Genomic DNA, 15,394 nt, shown 5'->3' with positions numbered 1-15,394 from the left:
TGCGCCCGTGGCCCCGGCTGACTACATCTTTCCCAGCAAAGCGAAAGGTATCCCATGTTCCGACTTCCCGCCCTGACCGATCTTCGCCGTTTCGACGCCGACGCCTCGGGCAAGAGCCTTGGAAACCTGCCCGAATGGGACCTGAGCGATCTCTACACCGCGCCCGATGCGCCCGAGGTCGCGCGCGATTTCGACTGGCTCGACAAGGCCTGCGCCGATTTCGCCGCCAAGTATGAAGGCAAGCTCGACACGCTCGAGGCCGATGGCCTGCTGCAATGCATCCACGATTACGAGGCGATCGACATCACCGCCGGCCGGCTCATGAGCTATGCGGGTCTGCGCTATTACCAGTCCACGACTGACAGCGAGCGCGCCAAGTTCATGGCCGATGCGCAGGACCGGGTGACCGTCGCGACCACGCCGCTGGTCTTCCTGAACCTGGAACTCAACCGCATTGCCGATGACCGGATGGAGGCGCTGCTGTCAGCCAACGAGGCGCTGAACCGCTACCGCCCGGTGATCGAGCGCCTGCGCGCCATGCGCCCGCACCAGCTGTCCGACGAGCTGGAGAAATTCCTTCACGACCAGTCGACGGTCGGCGCGTCCGCCTGGAACCGGCTCTTCGACGAAACCATGGCGGGCCTTTCCTTCGAGGTCGAAGGCGAGGACGAGCCTCTGCCGCTGGAAGCCACGCTGAACCTGCTCACCGATCCCGCCCGCGCCAAGCGAGAAGCGGCGGCGCATGCACTGGCGGGCGTGTTCGAAAAGAACATCCGCCTCTTTACGCGCGTCCACAATACGCTGGCCAAGGAAAAGGAAATCTCCGACCGCTGGCGCAAGATGCCCACGCCGCAGCATGGCCGTCACCTGTCGAACCATGTCGAGCCCGAGGTGGTCGAGGCCCTGCGAGACGCCGTGGTCGCCAATTACCCGCGCCTGTCGCACCGCTATTACGCGCTCAAGGCCAAGTGGCTGGGGCTCGACCATCTCGAAGTCTGGGACCGCAACGCGCCGCTGCCCATCGAGGCCCCGCGCACCATCGGCTGGGACACGGCGCGCTCGATGGTCATGGACGCCTATGCCGATTTCGACCCCCGCATGGCCGATCTGGCCGAGCCCTTCTTCGACAAGGGCTGGATCGATGCGGGCGTGAAGATGGGCAAGGCGCCCGGCGCCTTCGCGCATCCGACCGTCACGACCGTGCATCCTTACGTGATGCTCAACTATCTGGGCAAACCGCGCGACGTGATGACGCTGGCGCATGAGCTGGGCCACGGCGTGCACCAGCGGCTCGCGGCGGGGCAGGGCGAGCTTCTGTCCTCGACGCCGCTGACACTGGCCGAAACCGCCTCGGTCTTCGGCGAGATGCTGACCTTCCAGAAGCTGCTCGCCGGTGCCAAGACGCAGGCCGAGCGCAAGACACTACTGGCGGGCAAGGTCGAGGACATGATCAACACCGTCGTGCGCCAGATCGCCTTCTACGACTTCGAATGCAAGCTGCACGCGGCGCGGCGCGAGGGCGAGCTGACCTCGGATGATATCAACGCGCTGTGGATGTCGGTTCAGGCCGAAAGCCTCGGTCCGGTCTTCCGCTTCATGGACGGCTACGAGACCTTCTGGTCCTATGTCCCCCATTTCGTCCACTCGCCGTTCTACGTCTATGCCTACGCGTTCGGCGACGGCCTCGTGAACGCGCTCTACGCCGCCTACAAGGACGCGCCCGAGGGCTTCCAGGACAGGTATTTCGACATGCTGAAAGCGGGCGGCTCGAAACACCACAAGGAGCTTCTCGCGCCCTTCGGCCTCGACGCCTCGGACCCGGCCTTCTGGAACAAGGGGCTCGACATGATCTCGGGCTTCATCGACGAGCTGGAAGCGATGGAGGAATAAGGCCCGGCGATGGACCCCTTCCTCATCCTCGGCCAGCCCCGCAGCGGCACGACCTATCTGCAGACGCTCATCAACGCCCATCCCGACGCGCATTGCCGGGGTGAGCTGTTCGATCCGTGGCAGATCGACGACGACGGCGAGAAGACGCAGGGCCTCGACGCGGTGATCGCCCGCGACGCGGATCCGGCGGGGTTTCTCGATGCCCGCCTGAAGGCGCCGCGCGGGCTGTTGCGGCGGGGGGCGCGCTGCATCGGCGCCAAGGTGCTGTTCCAGCACCACCCGGCGCTGTTCGCGCGCTACATCCCCGATCGGCCCGGGCTGCGCCTGATCCATGTCCGGCGCGAGAACAAGCTCGCGCAATTCGCCTCGATGCAGCAGGTGGCGAAAACCGGGCAGTGGACGGCCCCGGCGGGCGGCGGCGCGGCACCGAAGATCGACGCGGCCCCTTTCTGGGCGGCCTCCGAATGCAACCGGATGGAGAACGAGGATTTCCTGCTCGATGCCTGGCTCGCGACCCTGCCCAACCCGGTGCTGCGCGTGACCTATCGCGGCCTTTTCGCCCGGGATTTCGAAACCCGGCTGCAGGACTTTCTCGGGCTGACGGTCTCGGGCCCGCTCACCAGCAGCCTGAAGAAACAGGGCCAGAACACAATCCTCGACCGGTTCGCCAGTCCCGGCCCGATCGAGCGCTATTTCCGCGAGACGGGCCGCGCCGACTGGCTGGGTCCCGAACTGGCCGCCTCCTGAACCGACCGGTCCCGAGCGGATCTGACCTGCATCTTTGTTCCGGAAATATCCCGGGGGGAGCGCAGCGGGGAGCAGCGCCCCCCGTCCTGCCGAAGGCAGGCGCGGCGCGAGGGGGCTCGATGCCCCCGACGCGCCGCCCCCTTCACCCTCACTGACGCCTCACCTGACGGGCGTCAGTTTCCGGGCAGCAGCTTGCCCGGGTTCATCAGCCCCTCGGGGTCGATGGCCGCCTTGATCGCGCCCATCACGTCCCAGGCGTCGCCATGCTCGGCGCGCATGTATTTCGTCTTGCCCATGCCGATCCCGTGCTCGCCGCTGACCGTGCCCCCCAGCCGGAGCGCGCGCTCGGCCATGTTCGCGGCCAGTCGCATGGCGATCTCTTTCTGGCCTGCATCGCCCAGCTTCGGCAGCAGCAGGACGTGGAAGTTCCCGTCGCCGACATGGCCGACGATGGGACCGGGAATGCCCGAGGCCTCGATTTCGGCCGCGGTTTCTTCCACCGCCTGCGCCAGTTTCGAGATCGGCACGCAGATATCCGTGGTGATCGGATCGCAGCCGGGATTGGCGCGCATCATCACCGGATAGGCATTGTGGCGCATCGCCCAGAGCGCGTTGCGCTCTTCGGGCTTCTCGGCCCAGCGGAACCCCTTCGCGCCGAACTCGGTCGCGATCTCCTGGAACCGCTCCAGCTGCTCGGCCACGCCCGCCTCGGTCCCGTGGAATTCCAGCATCAGATGCGGTGCGTCCGGCCAGTCCGTGCCCGCCGCGCGGTTGAAGGATTCCGCCGCCACCGCGTCGACGAACTCGATCCGCGCCATCGGGATGCCCGACTGGATCGTCGTGATCACCGCATCGACCGCGCCGTCCATCGTTTCGAAGGCGCAGACGGCCGAGCGCACGGCCTCGGGCTGGCCATGCAGTTTCAGCGTGAGCTCCGTGATCAGCCCCAGCGTGCCCTCCGATCCCACGAACAGGGCCGTCAGATCGTAGCCGGTCGACGATTTCGGCGCCCGCGTGCCGGTGCGGATGATCCGCCCGTCGGGCAGCACCACTTCCAGCCCCAGCACATTGGCCTTCATCGTGCCGTAGCGCACCGCCGTCGTGCCCGAGGCCCGCGTCGAGGCCATCCCGCCGAGCGAGGCATTCGCGCCCGGATCGACGGGGAAAAACAGCCCCGTCGCGCGCAGTTCGGTGTTCAGCTCTTCACGCGTGATGCCGGGCTGGACCGAGACGACCATGTCTTCGGGCGCGACGTCCAGCACCTTGTTCATGCGGCTGAAATCGACCGTGACCCCGCCGCGCGGCGCCAGCGCGTGGCCTTCCAGCGACGTGCCCGCGCCCCAGCCGATCAGCGGCGTGCCCGAAGCGCGGCAGATCCGCACGATCTGCGCCACTTCTTCGGTGCTTTCGGGATAGGCCACCGCGTCGGGCGGCATGTCCTGGAAATGACCCTCCGAGCGGCCATGCAGGTCTCGGTCCGATTGCGAGCGGTTCAGCCGCTTGCCCAGCAGATCCGCCAGCGCGTCAAGGGCTGCCTCATGTGTCGACATAAAATCCTCCTCACTTCGCGCGCGACCCTAGCGCGCGCTCGGGGCAGATGCCAGACACCAAGCCCCGCACCTGCGCAGTCCAGGCGGCCCCGGCGCGCCCGCCCGCGCGCCTCGGGCGCCCTTGCAAAGCCGGTTGTTCTGCGCTTGCCTGCGCCGTAAGGGAAACGCCATGCAACAAGACCCCTCGCGCCTGAAAATCGTCCGTATCGCGGCCCTGGCCTGGCGCCGGTTGCGCCATCACGGCCCCGACGAGGCGCAGTTCTGGGTCATCGCCTTCTTTCTCGGCACCGCCGCCGGTCTGGCCGCTTTGCTGTTCCGGCTGGGCGTCGGGCAGCTCGAGCGGCTGCTCTACGGCGCCGAGGGCCACGCGGTGCTGGCGCGCGCCGCCGAGATGCCGTGGTGGCTGCTGATCGCGATTCCGGCCACGGGCGGGCTGATCGTCGGGCTGATCCTGCACCGCTTCACCCCCGACGGCCGCGTGCGCGCGGTGGCCGATGTCATCGAGGGCTCGGCGCTTGGGCGCGGGCGGGTCGAGATCCGCGAAGGGCTTGCCTCGGCGCTGGCTTCGATGATCACGCTGGGTTCGGGCGGCTCGGCCGGGCGCGAGGGGCCGGTCGTGCACCTTGCCGCCGTCATCTCGACCCGCGTCGCGGACCGGATCCGCGCCAATGGCATCACCGGGCGCGACCTTCTGGGCTGCGCGGTGGCGGCGGCGGTCTCGGCCTCGTTCAACGCGCCCATCGCCGGGGCGATCTTTGCGATGGAAGTGGTGCTGCGCCACTACGCGCTGCACGCTTTCGCGCCCATCGCCATCGCGTCCATCATGGGCACGCTGGTCAACCGGCTGGCTTTCGGCGATGTCGCCGAGTTCACCCTGCCGGTGCGCAACATGGTGGCGTTCTACTGGGAAATCCCCGCCTACCTGATCCTCGGGCTTGTCTGCGGGCTGGTCGCCGTGGCGCTGATGCGGTCGATCTTCTGGGCCGAGGACGCGGCCAGCGCGCTTCAGGCCCGCACCCATGCGCCGCGCTGGCTGAGACCCGCGGTGGCGGGCGCGATGGTCGGCGCGCTGGCGATCTTTGCGCCGCAGGTGATCGGCATCGGCTACGAGGTGACGACGCTGGCGCTGACCGGGCGCATCGACCTGACCGAAGCGATCCTGATCGCGCTGGCGAAAACGCTGGCGGTGGCGATCACGCTGGGCGGTCGGATGGGCGGGGGCGTCTTCTCGCCCGCGCTGGTGGTGGGGTCGCTGACCGGGCTGGCCTTCGGGCTGATCGCCACGGGACTGATCCCGGCCTATTCGGGCAGCGCCACGACCTATGCGCTGGCGGGAATGGGCGCGGTGGCGGCGGCGGTGCTGGGCGCGCCGGTCTCGACCACGCTGATCGTGTTCGAGCTGACCGGCGACTGGCAGACGGCCATCGCGGTGATGGCGGCGGTCTCGACCGCCTCGGCACTGGCCAGCCGCTTTGTCAAACGTTCGTTCTTCCTGACGCAGCTGGCGCGGCGCGACGTGCGCATCGCGCAGGGACCGCAGGAATACCTGCTGCAACTGGTGCCGGTCAGCACGGCGATGCGCAAACCCGGCGCGGGCGGCGCACCTGACGAGGCGGTCTTGGCCGCGCTTTTGGAAGAAGGACGCTCCATCGGGGTCGATTCGCGGTTGAAACCGGCCTTGCGGCTGTTCGAGCGTTCGGGCTGCACCCATCTGGCGGTGACCCAGCGCAATGCCGAGGGCCGCGTGCAGGTGGTGGGCAGCCTGAGCCATGTCGATGCGCTGAAGGCGTTCAACCAGGCGCTGGCGGCGACAGCGGCGGAAGAGCATTCCTGAATGCCCGGTCCGGTCGCATGGGTGGCGGGCGTTTCCTGAGTATTTGGGGCAAAGTGAAGGGGCGGGGCCGCGCGCTTGCCCCGGGGGATTCAGTCGCGGGCGAGCGGGTGGTGGTCCATCACCAACTGGCGCAGACGTTCGTCGAGGACATGGGTGTAGATCTCGGTCGTGCCCAGATCGGCATGGCCCAGAAGCGTCTGGATCACCCGCAGATCGGCGCCCCCCGCGAGCAGATGCGTGGCGAAGGCGTGGCGCAGAACGTGCGGGCTTACGCGGGTCGGATCGAGGCCCGCGCGCGCGGCGATCTCCTTGACCAGCGCGTGAAAGCGCACGCGGCTCAGATGCCCCTCGACCCCGCGCGCGGGAAACAGGAAGCGCGAGGGCGGGATGCCCTTGGCCCTGGCCGCGTCCTGCGCGGCGTCGCGATGGGCAAGCCAGATCGCCACGGCGGTGCGCGCGGGATCGGAGAGCGGCACGAGCCGATCCTTGCCGCCCTTGCCGCGCACCATCAGCATTTCGGGCGCGCCCCGAAGCGCGGCATCGGGCAGCGAGACAAGCTCGCTCACCCGCAGGCCGGTGGCATAGAGCAGCTCGAACAGGCAGGCATTGCGCGCGCGGGTCGCGGCATCGGGGCCGTGATCGCGCGCGGCGTCCAGAAGGCGCGAGACCTCGGCTTCGGACAGCGTGCCGGGCAGGCGCTGGCTGCGGCCCGGCCCGTCGATCTTCAGGACCGGGTTGTCGGCGCGGATCCCTTCGTCATAGGCGAAGCGGAAATATTGCTTGAGCGATGACAGCCGCCGTGCCCGGGTGGCGCGCGACAGCCCTTCGGCATCGAGCGAGACGAGGTAGTCCTCGATCACGTCGCGCCCGGCCGTATCGAGGCTTTCGCCCCGGTCGGCGAGCCAGTCGGCGGCGTGGCTCAGATCCCGGCCATAAGCGAGCAGCGTGTTGCGCGCGGCGCCGTTCTCGGCGGCGATGGCGTCGAGAAAGCCGGAAATGCGGTGCGCGCTGCTCGCAGGCCGGTCGGGCGCGGGCTCTGATGCGGGGGCAGGCATCAGCCGTTGCGCTCGAGCAGCAGGCTTTCGAGCGCGGTCCGCCGGGCGATGTCTTCGAGCCCCAGCGCGCGCAGCGCGGCCAGACCATTGGCCAGCACGCGCGGATCGCCCGGGCCGCCAAGATCGGCGAGGATGCGCAGGATCACCTCGCCCAGCCGTCCTTCGGCCAGCCGGTCGGCCATGTCCTCGGATACCGGGGGCTCGGGGCCGAAAGCCAGCGCCACGGCGGCCGCGAGCTGGCCGGGCATCCGCCCGCTCTCGGCCGGGTCCATGCCCCGCGCGATGGCGGCGAGGAAACGCTCTTCGGCGGTGGCACGCTCAGGATCGAGACCGAGCGCCACGGTTTCGTAATTCTCGGACAGCAGCCCAGCGCGGAAGGCCAGGCGCGCGGCCTGCGGCGTCAGATCGAGCTGTTGCAGCGGCTGGGCGAAGAGTGTCGCCATCGCCACTTCCAGCTCGCCCGCCTGAACGAGCGGCCACGCGGCCAGCAGAGCCTCCGACGCGGCCGCGCCGTCGCCGTCGCGCAGGGCGGCATCGAGGCGCTGAACCTCGCGCACGCGCTCCCAGATCCCGCCCGAGGCGGCGGCGCTGCGCTCGGTGTAAAGACCCAGCAGCCGGTTCGGCGCCATCGCGCCCGCGCGCGTCAGCCGCTCGGCGGCTTCGATCTGCGCGCGCCAGCCTTGCGTGCCGCGCAGATCCGCATGGGCATAGGCCACCGGCATCCCCAGCGAGGGCTGCGCGTCGCCCACCGCCTCGAGCACCCGCCATGTGAGCGGGTCGGGCGTGCCGGGAGGCGGCGGCAGGATCGTGGCCGCGCCGGGCAGGGTGGGGTCGTCGTGCAGGAACTTGTCGAGCAGGTCTGCCATGTAGGGCGTGAGCCGCCCGTCGGCGCGGGCCGCTTCGTGCAGCTCGGCAGCGGCCTGCCAGTCGCCGGCGCGCGCGCGGCAGAAGATCTCCGCCGCCGCGTCGCCGACCGGCGGCGGGGCCAGGATCGTCCGGCAGACCCGGTCTTCGTCGCCCAGAAGGAGCCCGATATCGAGCCGCCTGAGTCGCAGCACCGGCGCGTCCGAGCCCAGGGGGTCAAGCAGCGCCGCCGCCTGGTCGAGCGCGCCGAATTCCACCAGCTTGTCGATCCGCGCGAGCAGGAAATCGGGCGCGGCGTTCCGCGCGGTGCCGTCCGGGGTCTCCGCGACCGTTTCGACCGCGGGCTCGGCGTCCGAGGGCGCGGCTTCGGCGGGTTGGCTCGCGTTCAGCCGTACCGGCGCGGTCCGCGCGTTGCCGGGGTGGGGGGCGCGCGTGGTCTGGGCGTCGGGCAGGGGGGCCGCGAATTCAGCCAGCAAGAGCCGGTAGGACATGTCGCGCAAGGCAGGCAGCATGTCGGCGGGGAGCGCGGCGATAAGGTCGGCCAGTTGCGAGGCTGGGGTCGGGCCCCAGATGGTCTCGGGCAGACCGACCCGCGCGGCGGGGAACAGGCCCACCGCCTCGGGTCTGAGCGCATCGAGCGCGCGCACCGAGATCGACCCGGCGCTGCCACCCGACGGGGGCGTCACCGGATAGGCGCCGGGCAGGCGGCGCAGGTCGTCGCGCAGCCAGTCGATGGCCGAAAGAGGGTTCAGCGGCGCGGCGGCGCCTGCCTGAGCCTGCGCCAGATCCTGCGCCTGACCTTGAGCCTGACCCGGTGCGGCCGTCTGGGCCTGCGCCCAGGCCGCAACGCTCAGCGCGACGGCCAGCGTGGCAATGCCCAGGACATGCCCGGACACAGGCCCCGGCAGATGTCGGGGCGCGAGGGGCGTCACTTCGGCCTTCGGGGGGCGCGGATCCATGCCGGGTTAACCCAGTTGCAGATCGACGGGCAGGCTGCGCGGCTCGGGCGTGCGGCCCAGATCGCCGAAATAGGCGAAGGCGACGAAGCCCACACCGCCCACCAGCACCAGCACCACAATGAGCCGGAACAGGTAGCCAAAGAATCCGGGGCCATCGTTGTATCGGGGCATGGGGCTCGGTCCTCGTCTGACAGGTGCGCGCGCCTTGCGTCGCACGGGTTTTCGCGCTGCCGGCTGAATGCCGGTCTTTCATCTCGCGCCTTGCGGGCGATTTATAGCTGGAACTTGGCGTGAGTTCACGCCATTCAGGGCCCCATAGCGAAAAATCGCCGGCTTGTGATGTGGAGGACGGCCCGAGGGGCCCTGGCTATGGAACCGAGGCTGAAGAAAACGGTGGTCATGGTCGGCATGATGGGGGCCGGCAAGTCGGCCGTGGGCAAGGAGCTGGCGCAGATGCTGGGCGTGCCCTTCGTCGATTCGGATGCCGAGATCGAGCGCGCCGCGAATGCCTCGATCGCCGAGATCTTCGCGCGCGACGGCGAGCCGTTCTTTCGCGACAAGGAAGCGCAGGTCATCTCGCGGCTGCTCGATGGCACGCCCAGCGTGCTGTCGGTGGGCGGCGGCGCCTTTCTGCGCGCCGAGACCCGCAGGCGCATCTCGCAGGCCGGGATCTCGGTCTGGCTGAAGGCCGATCTCGACACGCTCTGGCAGCGCGTGAAACGCAAGGATACCCGCCCGCTTCTGCGTACGGCCAACCCGTACCAGACCCTCGCGGCGCTGATGGCCGACCGCGAACCTGCCTATGCCGAGGCCGATCTCGTCGTCCCGACCGAGGCGGGCTTTGCCATCGAAACCACCGCCGAGAAGGTGATCGAGGCGCTGACGCGCCGCCCGGACGTCCTGAGGACCGATCCCCACGACGACACCCTTTCCCCCGACCAATGAGGCCCGGCCCATGAGCCACGATCCGACCGCCGCCCCCGCAATCGACGATGTCCGCGTCTCGCTGGGCGCGCGGTCCTATACGGTGCGCGTGGGGCGTGGCCTGATCGCGCGGGCCGGGGCCGAGATCGCGCCGCTTCTGCGCCGCAACCGGGTCTGCGTGATCACCGAGGCGACGGTGGCCGAGCTGCAGCTCGACGGGCTTCGCACCGGGCTGGCCGAAGGCGGCGTGGCGATGGAGGCGCTGATCCTGCCCGCGGGCGAGGCGACGAAAAGCTGGCGCTATCTGGAGCAGGCGGTCGAATGGCTGATCGCGCAGAAGGTCGAGCGCGGCGATGTCGTGGTGGCGCTGGGGGGCGGCGTGATCGGCGACCTCGTGGGCTTTGCCGCGTCCATCCTGCGGCGGGGCGTCCGCTTCGTGCAGATCCCGACCTCGCTTTTGGCGCAGGTCGACAGCTCGGTCGGCGGCAAGACCGGGATCAATTCGCCCCTGGGCAAGAACCTGATCGGCGCGTTCCACCAGCCCTCGCTGGTCCTGGCCGATATCGATGCGCTCGATACGCTGCCCGCGCGCGATTTCCTCGCGGGCTACGGCGAGGTGGTGAAATACGGGCTTCTGGGCGATGCGGCGTTCTTCGACTGGCTTGACGCGAACGCGCCCGCCATGGCGGCGGGGGACAAGGCGCTCCGGCAGGAAGCGGTACGCCATTCGGTGCGGATGAAGGCCGATATCGTCGAGCGCGACGAGACCGAGCAGGGGGACCGCGCGCTGCTGAACCTGGGACACACGTTCGGCCATGCGCTGGAGGCCGCGACCGGCTATTCCGACCGGCTTTTGCACGGCGAAGGGGTGGCGATCGGCTGCCTGCTGGCCTTCGACCTGTCGGCGCGGCTGGGGCTCTGTTCGCAGGAGGCGCCCGAACGCGTGGCCGAGCATCTGGCGCGGATGGGCATGAAGCGGACACTGTCGGATATCGAGGGGGATCTGCCGGGGCGCGACGGGCTGATCGCGCTGATGGGGCAGGACAAGAAGGTGCAGGACGGCAGCCTGCGTTTCATCCTCGTCCGCGCGATCGGTGACAGCTTCGTCACCGCCGATGTTCCGCGCGCGGCCCTGGCAGACTTGCTGGACGAGGCGCTGGCCGGATAGGCCGGGCGCGCGGTTGTAGGGTGCGTGGTTTCCACGCACCATTCCCGGACCCTTCGCTCTGAAAGCGTGCGTGGAAACCACGCACCCTACAGCCTTGCACAAGGATTGGGCAGCCTCGTGCCTCATCTCGCCCGGAAAAATTTTACCCGTTGATAAAATTTCGATCCGTGGCACTCTGGGCGGCATAACAAGAACAGCACAAGCCAACCCGCCACCCAACCCGGAGGTAGCCCGTGACCCATAGCCCTCAGACCGACGGCATCGCAGCCGCGCGTCTGGACGACGCGACGCTTGCCGCGCATTTCGACGATCTGCATCCGATCCTCGACGATCACGAAGCCCGCGTCGCCGCCGACCGCTGTTACTTCTGCCACGATGCGCCCTGCATCACCGCCTGTCCGACCGGGATCGACATCCCGCTCTTCATCCGCCAGATCCAGGCGGGGATGCCCGACGCCGCCGCGCGGACGATCTTCCAGCAGAACATCCTTGGCGCGATGTGCGCGCGGGTCTGCCCGACCGAGACGCTGTGCGAAGGCGTCTGCGTGCGCAACGAGGCCGAAGGCAACCCGGTCGAGATCGGTCGCCTGCAGCGCTATGCGACCGACGGGCTTCTCGAAGCCAACGAGCATCCCTTCACCCGCGCCGCCCCCAGTGGCAAGCGCGTGGCGGTCGTTGGCGCCGGTCCTGCCGGTCTGGCCTGTGCGCACCGGCTCGCCATGCTGGGCCATGACGTGGTGATCCACGAGGCCCGGCCGAAGCCCGGCGGGCTCAACGAATACGGGATCGCTGCCTACAAGGCCGCCAACGGGATCGCGCAGGCCGAGGTCGACTGGCTGTTGCGGATCGGCGGCATCACCATCGAGACCGGCAGCGCGCTGGGCCGCGACATCACGCTCGACGGTCTGAAAGCCGAGTATGACGCCGTTTTCCTGGGCATGGGCCTTGCCGGGGTCAACGCCCTGCGGGCCGAGGGCGAGGATCTGGAGGGCGTACGCGACGCCGTCGATTTCATCGCCGAACTGCGTCAGGCCAAGGACAAGTCCGCCCTGCCCATCGGGCGCCATGTCGTGGTGATCGGCGGCGGCATGACGGCGGTCGATGCCGCCGTGCAGTCGCGTCTTCTGGGCGCCGAGCATGTCCATATGGTCTATCGCCGCGACCGGGACGCGATGGGCGCGTCCGAATACGAGCTCGACCATGCCGCGACCGAGGGCGTGACGATCCTGACCAACGCGATGCCTGTGAAGATCATCGGCAATGGCAAGGTCGAAGCGGTCGAATTCGCCTATACAAGATCGGGCCCCAAGGGGCTGGAACAGACCGGCGAGACCTTTACCCTGCGCGCCGACCAGGTCTTCAAGGCGATCGGCCAGACGCTGGAAGGCGCGCCCGACGCGCTCGATATCGACCGCGGCAAGATCGTCACCGATGCCACTGGCCGGACCTCGGTCGCTGGTGTCTGGGCGGGTGGCGATTGCGCGCAGGGCGGCGAAGATCTGACCGTCACCGGCGTCGCGCAGGGTCGCGATGCGGCGATGGATATCCACGCGGCATTGACGGCATGACCGGGGGCGCCTCTGACCGGCCCGTTCCACGGGCGCTGGCCCTGCCTGCCGATGGCGGCTGCCGCTGCGGTGCGCTGCGCTTTCGCGTCACGGAACAGCCGATCGCGAGCGCGGCCTGCCATTGCCGGGGCTGCCAGAAGATGTCGGGCAGCGCCTTTTCCACCACACTGATGGTGCCGGTAACGGGGTTCACGCTGCTGCAGGGCGCGGTGGTGCAGGGCGGCATGAAATCGCCCGATCTCATGCATATCCACTGCGCCGAATGCCTGGCTTGGGTCTTTACCCGCATCCCGGGCATGGAGTTCCTGAACCTGCGCCCGACCATGCTTGACGACCCGTCGGGCTTCGTGCCCCTGATGGAAACCTGCACCTCCGAGAAACTCCCCTGGGCGGAGACCCCCGCCCGGCACAAGTTCGAACACTTCCCGCCGCCCGAGGCTTTCGGCCCGCTGCTGGAAGAATATGCGACGCTGATCGCGTCCGAGGAGTGAGAAATGGCTGACCTGACTTCGAATTTCGTCGGTATCAAATCCCCCAACCCGTTCTGGCTGGCCTCGGCCCCGCCCACCGACAAGGAATACAATGTCCGCCGCGCCTTCGAGGCCGGATGGGGCGGCGTCGTGTGGAAAACGCTGGGCGAAGAGGGGCCGCCCGTCGTCAACGTGAACGGGCCGCGCTATGGCGCGATCTGGGGCGCGGATCGCCGCCTTCTGGGGCTCAACAATATCGAGCTGATCACCGACCGCCCGCTCGAGGTGAACCTGCGCGAGATGAAGATGGTCAAGCGCGACTATCCCGACCGCGCGCTCATCGCCTCGATCATGGTGCCTTGCGTCGAAGAGGCGTGGAAGGCGATCCTGCCCCTGGTCGAAGAGACCGGCGCGGACGGGATCGAGCTGAATTGCGGCTGCCCGCACGGCATGTCCGAGCGGGGCATGGGCGCGGCGGTGGGGCAGAATCCCGACCTGATCGAGCAGATCACCCGTTGGTGCAAGCAATATACCCGCATGCCGGTGATCGTGAAGCTGACGCCCAACATCACAGATGTGCGCAAACCCGCGCAGGCGGCAAAGCGCGGCGGGGCGGACGCGGTGTCGCTTATCAACACGATCAACTCGATCACCTCGGTCGATCTCGATGATTTCGCGCCCGCGCCCACGATCGACGGCAAGGGCACGCATGGCGGCTATTGTGGTCCCGCGGTGAAGCCCATCGCGCTGAACATGGTGGCCGAGATCGCGCGCGATCCCGAGACCGCCGACCTGCCCATCTCGGGCATTGGCGGGGTCAGCACCTGGCGCGACGCGGCCGAATTCCTGACCCTGGGCGCGGGCAATGTGCAGGTCTGCACGGCGGCCATGACCTATGGTTTCGGCATCATCAAGGAGATGACGGCGGGCCTGTCGCTGTGGATGGACAAGAAGGGTTTTACCTCGGTCGACCAGATCACCGGTCGCGCGGTGCCCAATGTCACCGACTGGCAGTATCTGAACCTCAACTACGTCACCAAGGCGGTGATCGATCAGGACAAGTGCATTTCCTGCGGGCGCTGCTATGCGGCCTGCGAAGACACGTCGCATCAGGCGATCCTGATGAAAGAGGGTCGGGTGTTCGAGGTCGATGACAGCGAATGCGTCGCCTGCAACCTGTGCGTCAATGTCTGCCCGGTCGAGGATTGCATCACCATGAAGCGCGTCGCCCCGGGGGCTCTGGACGAGCGCACCGGCCAGACCGTCCCCGCCGAGAAAGGCGACTGGACGACGCATCCCAACAACCCGATGGCCCGCGCGGCCGAGTGACCGCCTGAACGCGCGGGACGAGTCCCCTCCCGACCGGCGCGCCCTGCGTGGTGCGCCGGTTTTTTTGGGGGTCAGGTTTCCTGCATGAGGCGGATATGGCCGGCGCTGGACAACGTGCCATCGGGGCCGAAACAGACGTGAAGCGCGTCGATACCGTCGCCGATCCCGCTGCAGGCACCGAGCCGCCAGATATCGCAGTGTCGCAGCCGCCCGCCTTCGTTGATCGTGGCCTGTCCGTTGGGCGCGCCCAGAAGCGTGGCCACGCTTTCGCGGTTGAGCCCCGGCTGCGCCAGCGGGCCGGTGAGCAGGCTTTCCAGCATCACGCCGCGCCGGCATTCTCCGCGCCGCTGCGCGCAACTCTCCGGCTCCAGCCCGCTGCAGAGCCACGCCGCGTGCCATGCCTCCGGGGTGAAGTCCGCGCCGCGCAGGGCCGTGCCGCGCCACAGCCCGGGGCCGGCAATCGCCAGCGCGGTCAGTGCGATCAGGAATACGACGCCAAGACCGATCCCCACGCGGCGTGGAAAGGGGCGTTGTGCCATCGAAGGCTCCTGTCGTTACCCCGCGGGAGCCTAGCGTATCGGGGCCGGTGCGGAAATGGCCGGGAGGGGGCAAGGGCGGTTTTGGGGGCGCTGGCCGGTAGCACGCGCCCACGGGTTTCAGGGGAGCAGAGCGACGGCAGGCGCGGCCCGAGCCGTTTTCTGATCACGCGGGCGCCGGTAGCGCTTGCGGCCACGCGGGTAAGGGGGGGGCAGGGCCTGTTCCGAGCGCAGTTCTGAGGATTGCGCCGACACAGGCCAAGTCCGACGACGGCTCGGATGCGGCGGAGTCGCTGGTTTGAAACCCGCCAACTTTGCGGACTTGGCCTTGAGCTTAGGGCGTCGGTTTTGGCGCCTACGGCCTGGGCCTGGGCCTGGGCCTGGGCCAAAACTTGGCTTGTCTTGCGCCCAGCGCACATGCTCCCAGCACCAGCACCAGCACCAGCACCAGCACCAGCACCAGCACCAGCACCAGCACCAGCACCAGCACCAGCACCAGC

General features: G+C 68.7%; 13 protein-coding genes. 8 read left to right on the top strand and 5 right to left on the bottom strand.

The genetic code is table 11. The annotated features are described in order from the left end of the window. The first annotated feature begins 54 nt into the window (after positions 1-54). Together C4N9_RS19745 and C4N9_RS19740 are read left to right on the top strand one after the other, a co-directional pair. Positions 55-1,890 (top strand): M3 family oligoendopeptidase, encoded by a 1,836-nt coding sequence (locus C4N9_RS19745; protein ID WP_109535065.1) that lies wholly within the window; start codon positions 55-57, stop codon positions 1,888-1,890. A 9-nt stretch (positions 1,891-1,899) separates the two neighbouring features. Then, positions 1,900-2,637 carry a sulfotransferase gene (locus C4N9_RS19740; RefSeq protein WP_109535064.1) on the top strand — a complete coding sequence of 246 codons (738 nt, stop codon included), beginning with the start codon at positions 1,900-1,902 and terminating at the stop codon, positions 2,635-2,637. A gap of 173 nt (positions 2,638-2,810) precedes the next feature. Here the strand turns inward: C4N9_RS19740 and C4N9_RS19735 are convergent, their stop codons facing one another. Next, positions 2,811-4,187 carry an FAD-binding oxidoreductase gene (locus C4N9_RS19735; protein ID WP_109535063.1) on the bottom strand — a complete coding sequence of 459 codons (1,377 nt, stop codon included), beginning with the start codon at positions 4,185-4,187 and terminating at the stop codon, positions 2,811-2,813. Positions 4,188-4,356: 169 nt separating this feature from the next. Here C4N9_RS19735 and C4N9_RS19730 point away from each other — a divergent pair, with 169 nt between their 5' ends. Beyond that, complete coding sequence (locus C4N9_RS19730; RefSeq protein WP_109535062.1) at positions 4,357-6,021, top strand: chloride channel protein; 1,665 nt, start codon at positions 4,357-4,359, stop codon at positions 6,019-6,021. Between the two features lie 89 nt (positions 6,022-6,110). On the opposite strand, the gene C4N9_RS19725 is transcribed toward C4N9_RS19730, so the two are convergent. From C4N9_RS19725 to C4N9_RS22010, 3 genes are read right to left on the bottom strand one after another with little or no spacing between them, the layout of a single operon-like run. Next, positions 6,111-7,076 (bottom strand): site-specific tyrosine recombinase XerD, encoded by a 966-nt coding sequence (locus tag C4N9_RS19725; RefSeq protein WP_109535061.1) that lies wholly within the window; start codon positions 7,074-7,076, stop codon positions 6,111-6,113. After that, positions 7,076-8,899 (bottom strand): hypothetical protein, encoded by a 1,824-nt coding sequence (locus C4N9_RS19720; protein WP_109535060.1) that lies wholly within the window; start codon positions 8,897-8,899, stop codon positions 7,076-7,078. Before C4N9_RS19720 ends, C4N9_RS19725 begins: the two co-directional genes overlap by 1 nt. Positions 8,900-8,905: 6 nt before the next feature. Further along, entirely contained in the window at positions 8,906-9,070 is a 165-nt protein-coding gene (locus C4N9_RS22010; RefSeq protein ID WP_168192297.1) for a hypothetical protein, read from the bottom strand. A 198-nt stretch (positions 9,071-9,268) separates the two neighbouring features. Between C4N9_RS22010 and C4N9_RS19715 the strand changes: the two genes are divergently transcribed. From C4N9_RS19715 to preA, 5 genes are all read left to right on the top strand, one after another. After that, positions 9,269-9,844, top strand: a complete 576-nt coding sequence (locus tag C4N9_RS19715) for a shikimate kinase (protein WP_109535059.1) — start codon at positions 9,269-9,271, stop codon at positions 9,842-9,844. Between the two features lie 10 nt (positions 9,845-9,854). Beyond that, entirely contained in the window at positions 9,855-10,991 is a 1,137-nt protein-coding gene (gene aroB / locus C4N9_RS19710; RefSeq protein WP_109535058.1) for a 3-dehydroquinate synthase, read from the top strand. A gap of 260 nt (positions 10,992-11,251) precedes the next feature. Continuing rightward, positions 11,252-12,559 carry an NAD(P)-dependent oxidoreductase gene (locus C4N9_RS19705; RefSeq protein ID WP_370206136.1) on the top strand — a complete coding sequence of 436 codons (1,308 nt, stop codon included), beginning with the start codon at positions 11,252-11,254 and terminating at the stop codon, positions 12,557-12,559. Next, positions 12,556-13,050, top strand: a complete 495-nt coding sequence (locus C4N9_RS19700; protein WP_109535056.1) for a GFA family protein — start codon at positions 12,556-12,558, stop codon at positions 13,048-13,050. The genes C4N9_RS19705 and C4N9_RS19700 overlap by 4 nt, the downstream gene beginning before the upstream one ends. Positions 13,051-13,053: 3 nt before the next feature. Continuing rightward, on the top strand, positions 13,054-14,358 hold the full coding sequence (gene preA / locus C4N9_RS19695; RefSeq protein ID WP_109535055.1) for an NAD-dependent dihydropyrimidine dehydrogenase subunit PreA: 1,305 nt from the start codon (positions 13,054-13,056) through the stop codon (positions 14,356-14,358). A 71-nt stretch (positions 14,359-14,429) separates the two neighbouring features. Here preA and C4N9_RS19690 read toward each other — a convergent pair whose 3' ends face one another. Then, a complete protein-coding gene (locus tag C4N9_RS19690) occupies positions 14,430-14,897 on the bottom strand; it encodes a hypothetical protein (protein WP_109535054.1) in 468 nt (155 codons plus the stop codon). Between the last annotated feature and the right edge of the window lie 497 nt (positions 14,898-15,394).

It is taken from the genome of Pararhodobacter marinus (assembly GCF_003122215.1).
GTDB lineage: Bacteria > Pseudomonadota > Alphaproteobacteria > Rhodobacterales > Rhodobacteraceae > Pararhodobacter > Pararhodobacter marinus.
Note: the sequence above shows the minus strand (reverse complement) of the source record. Positions and strands in the feature narration are given on the sequence as shown.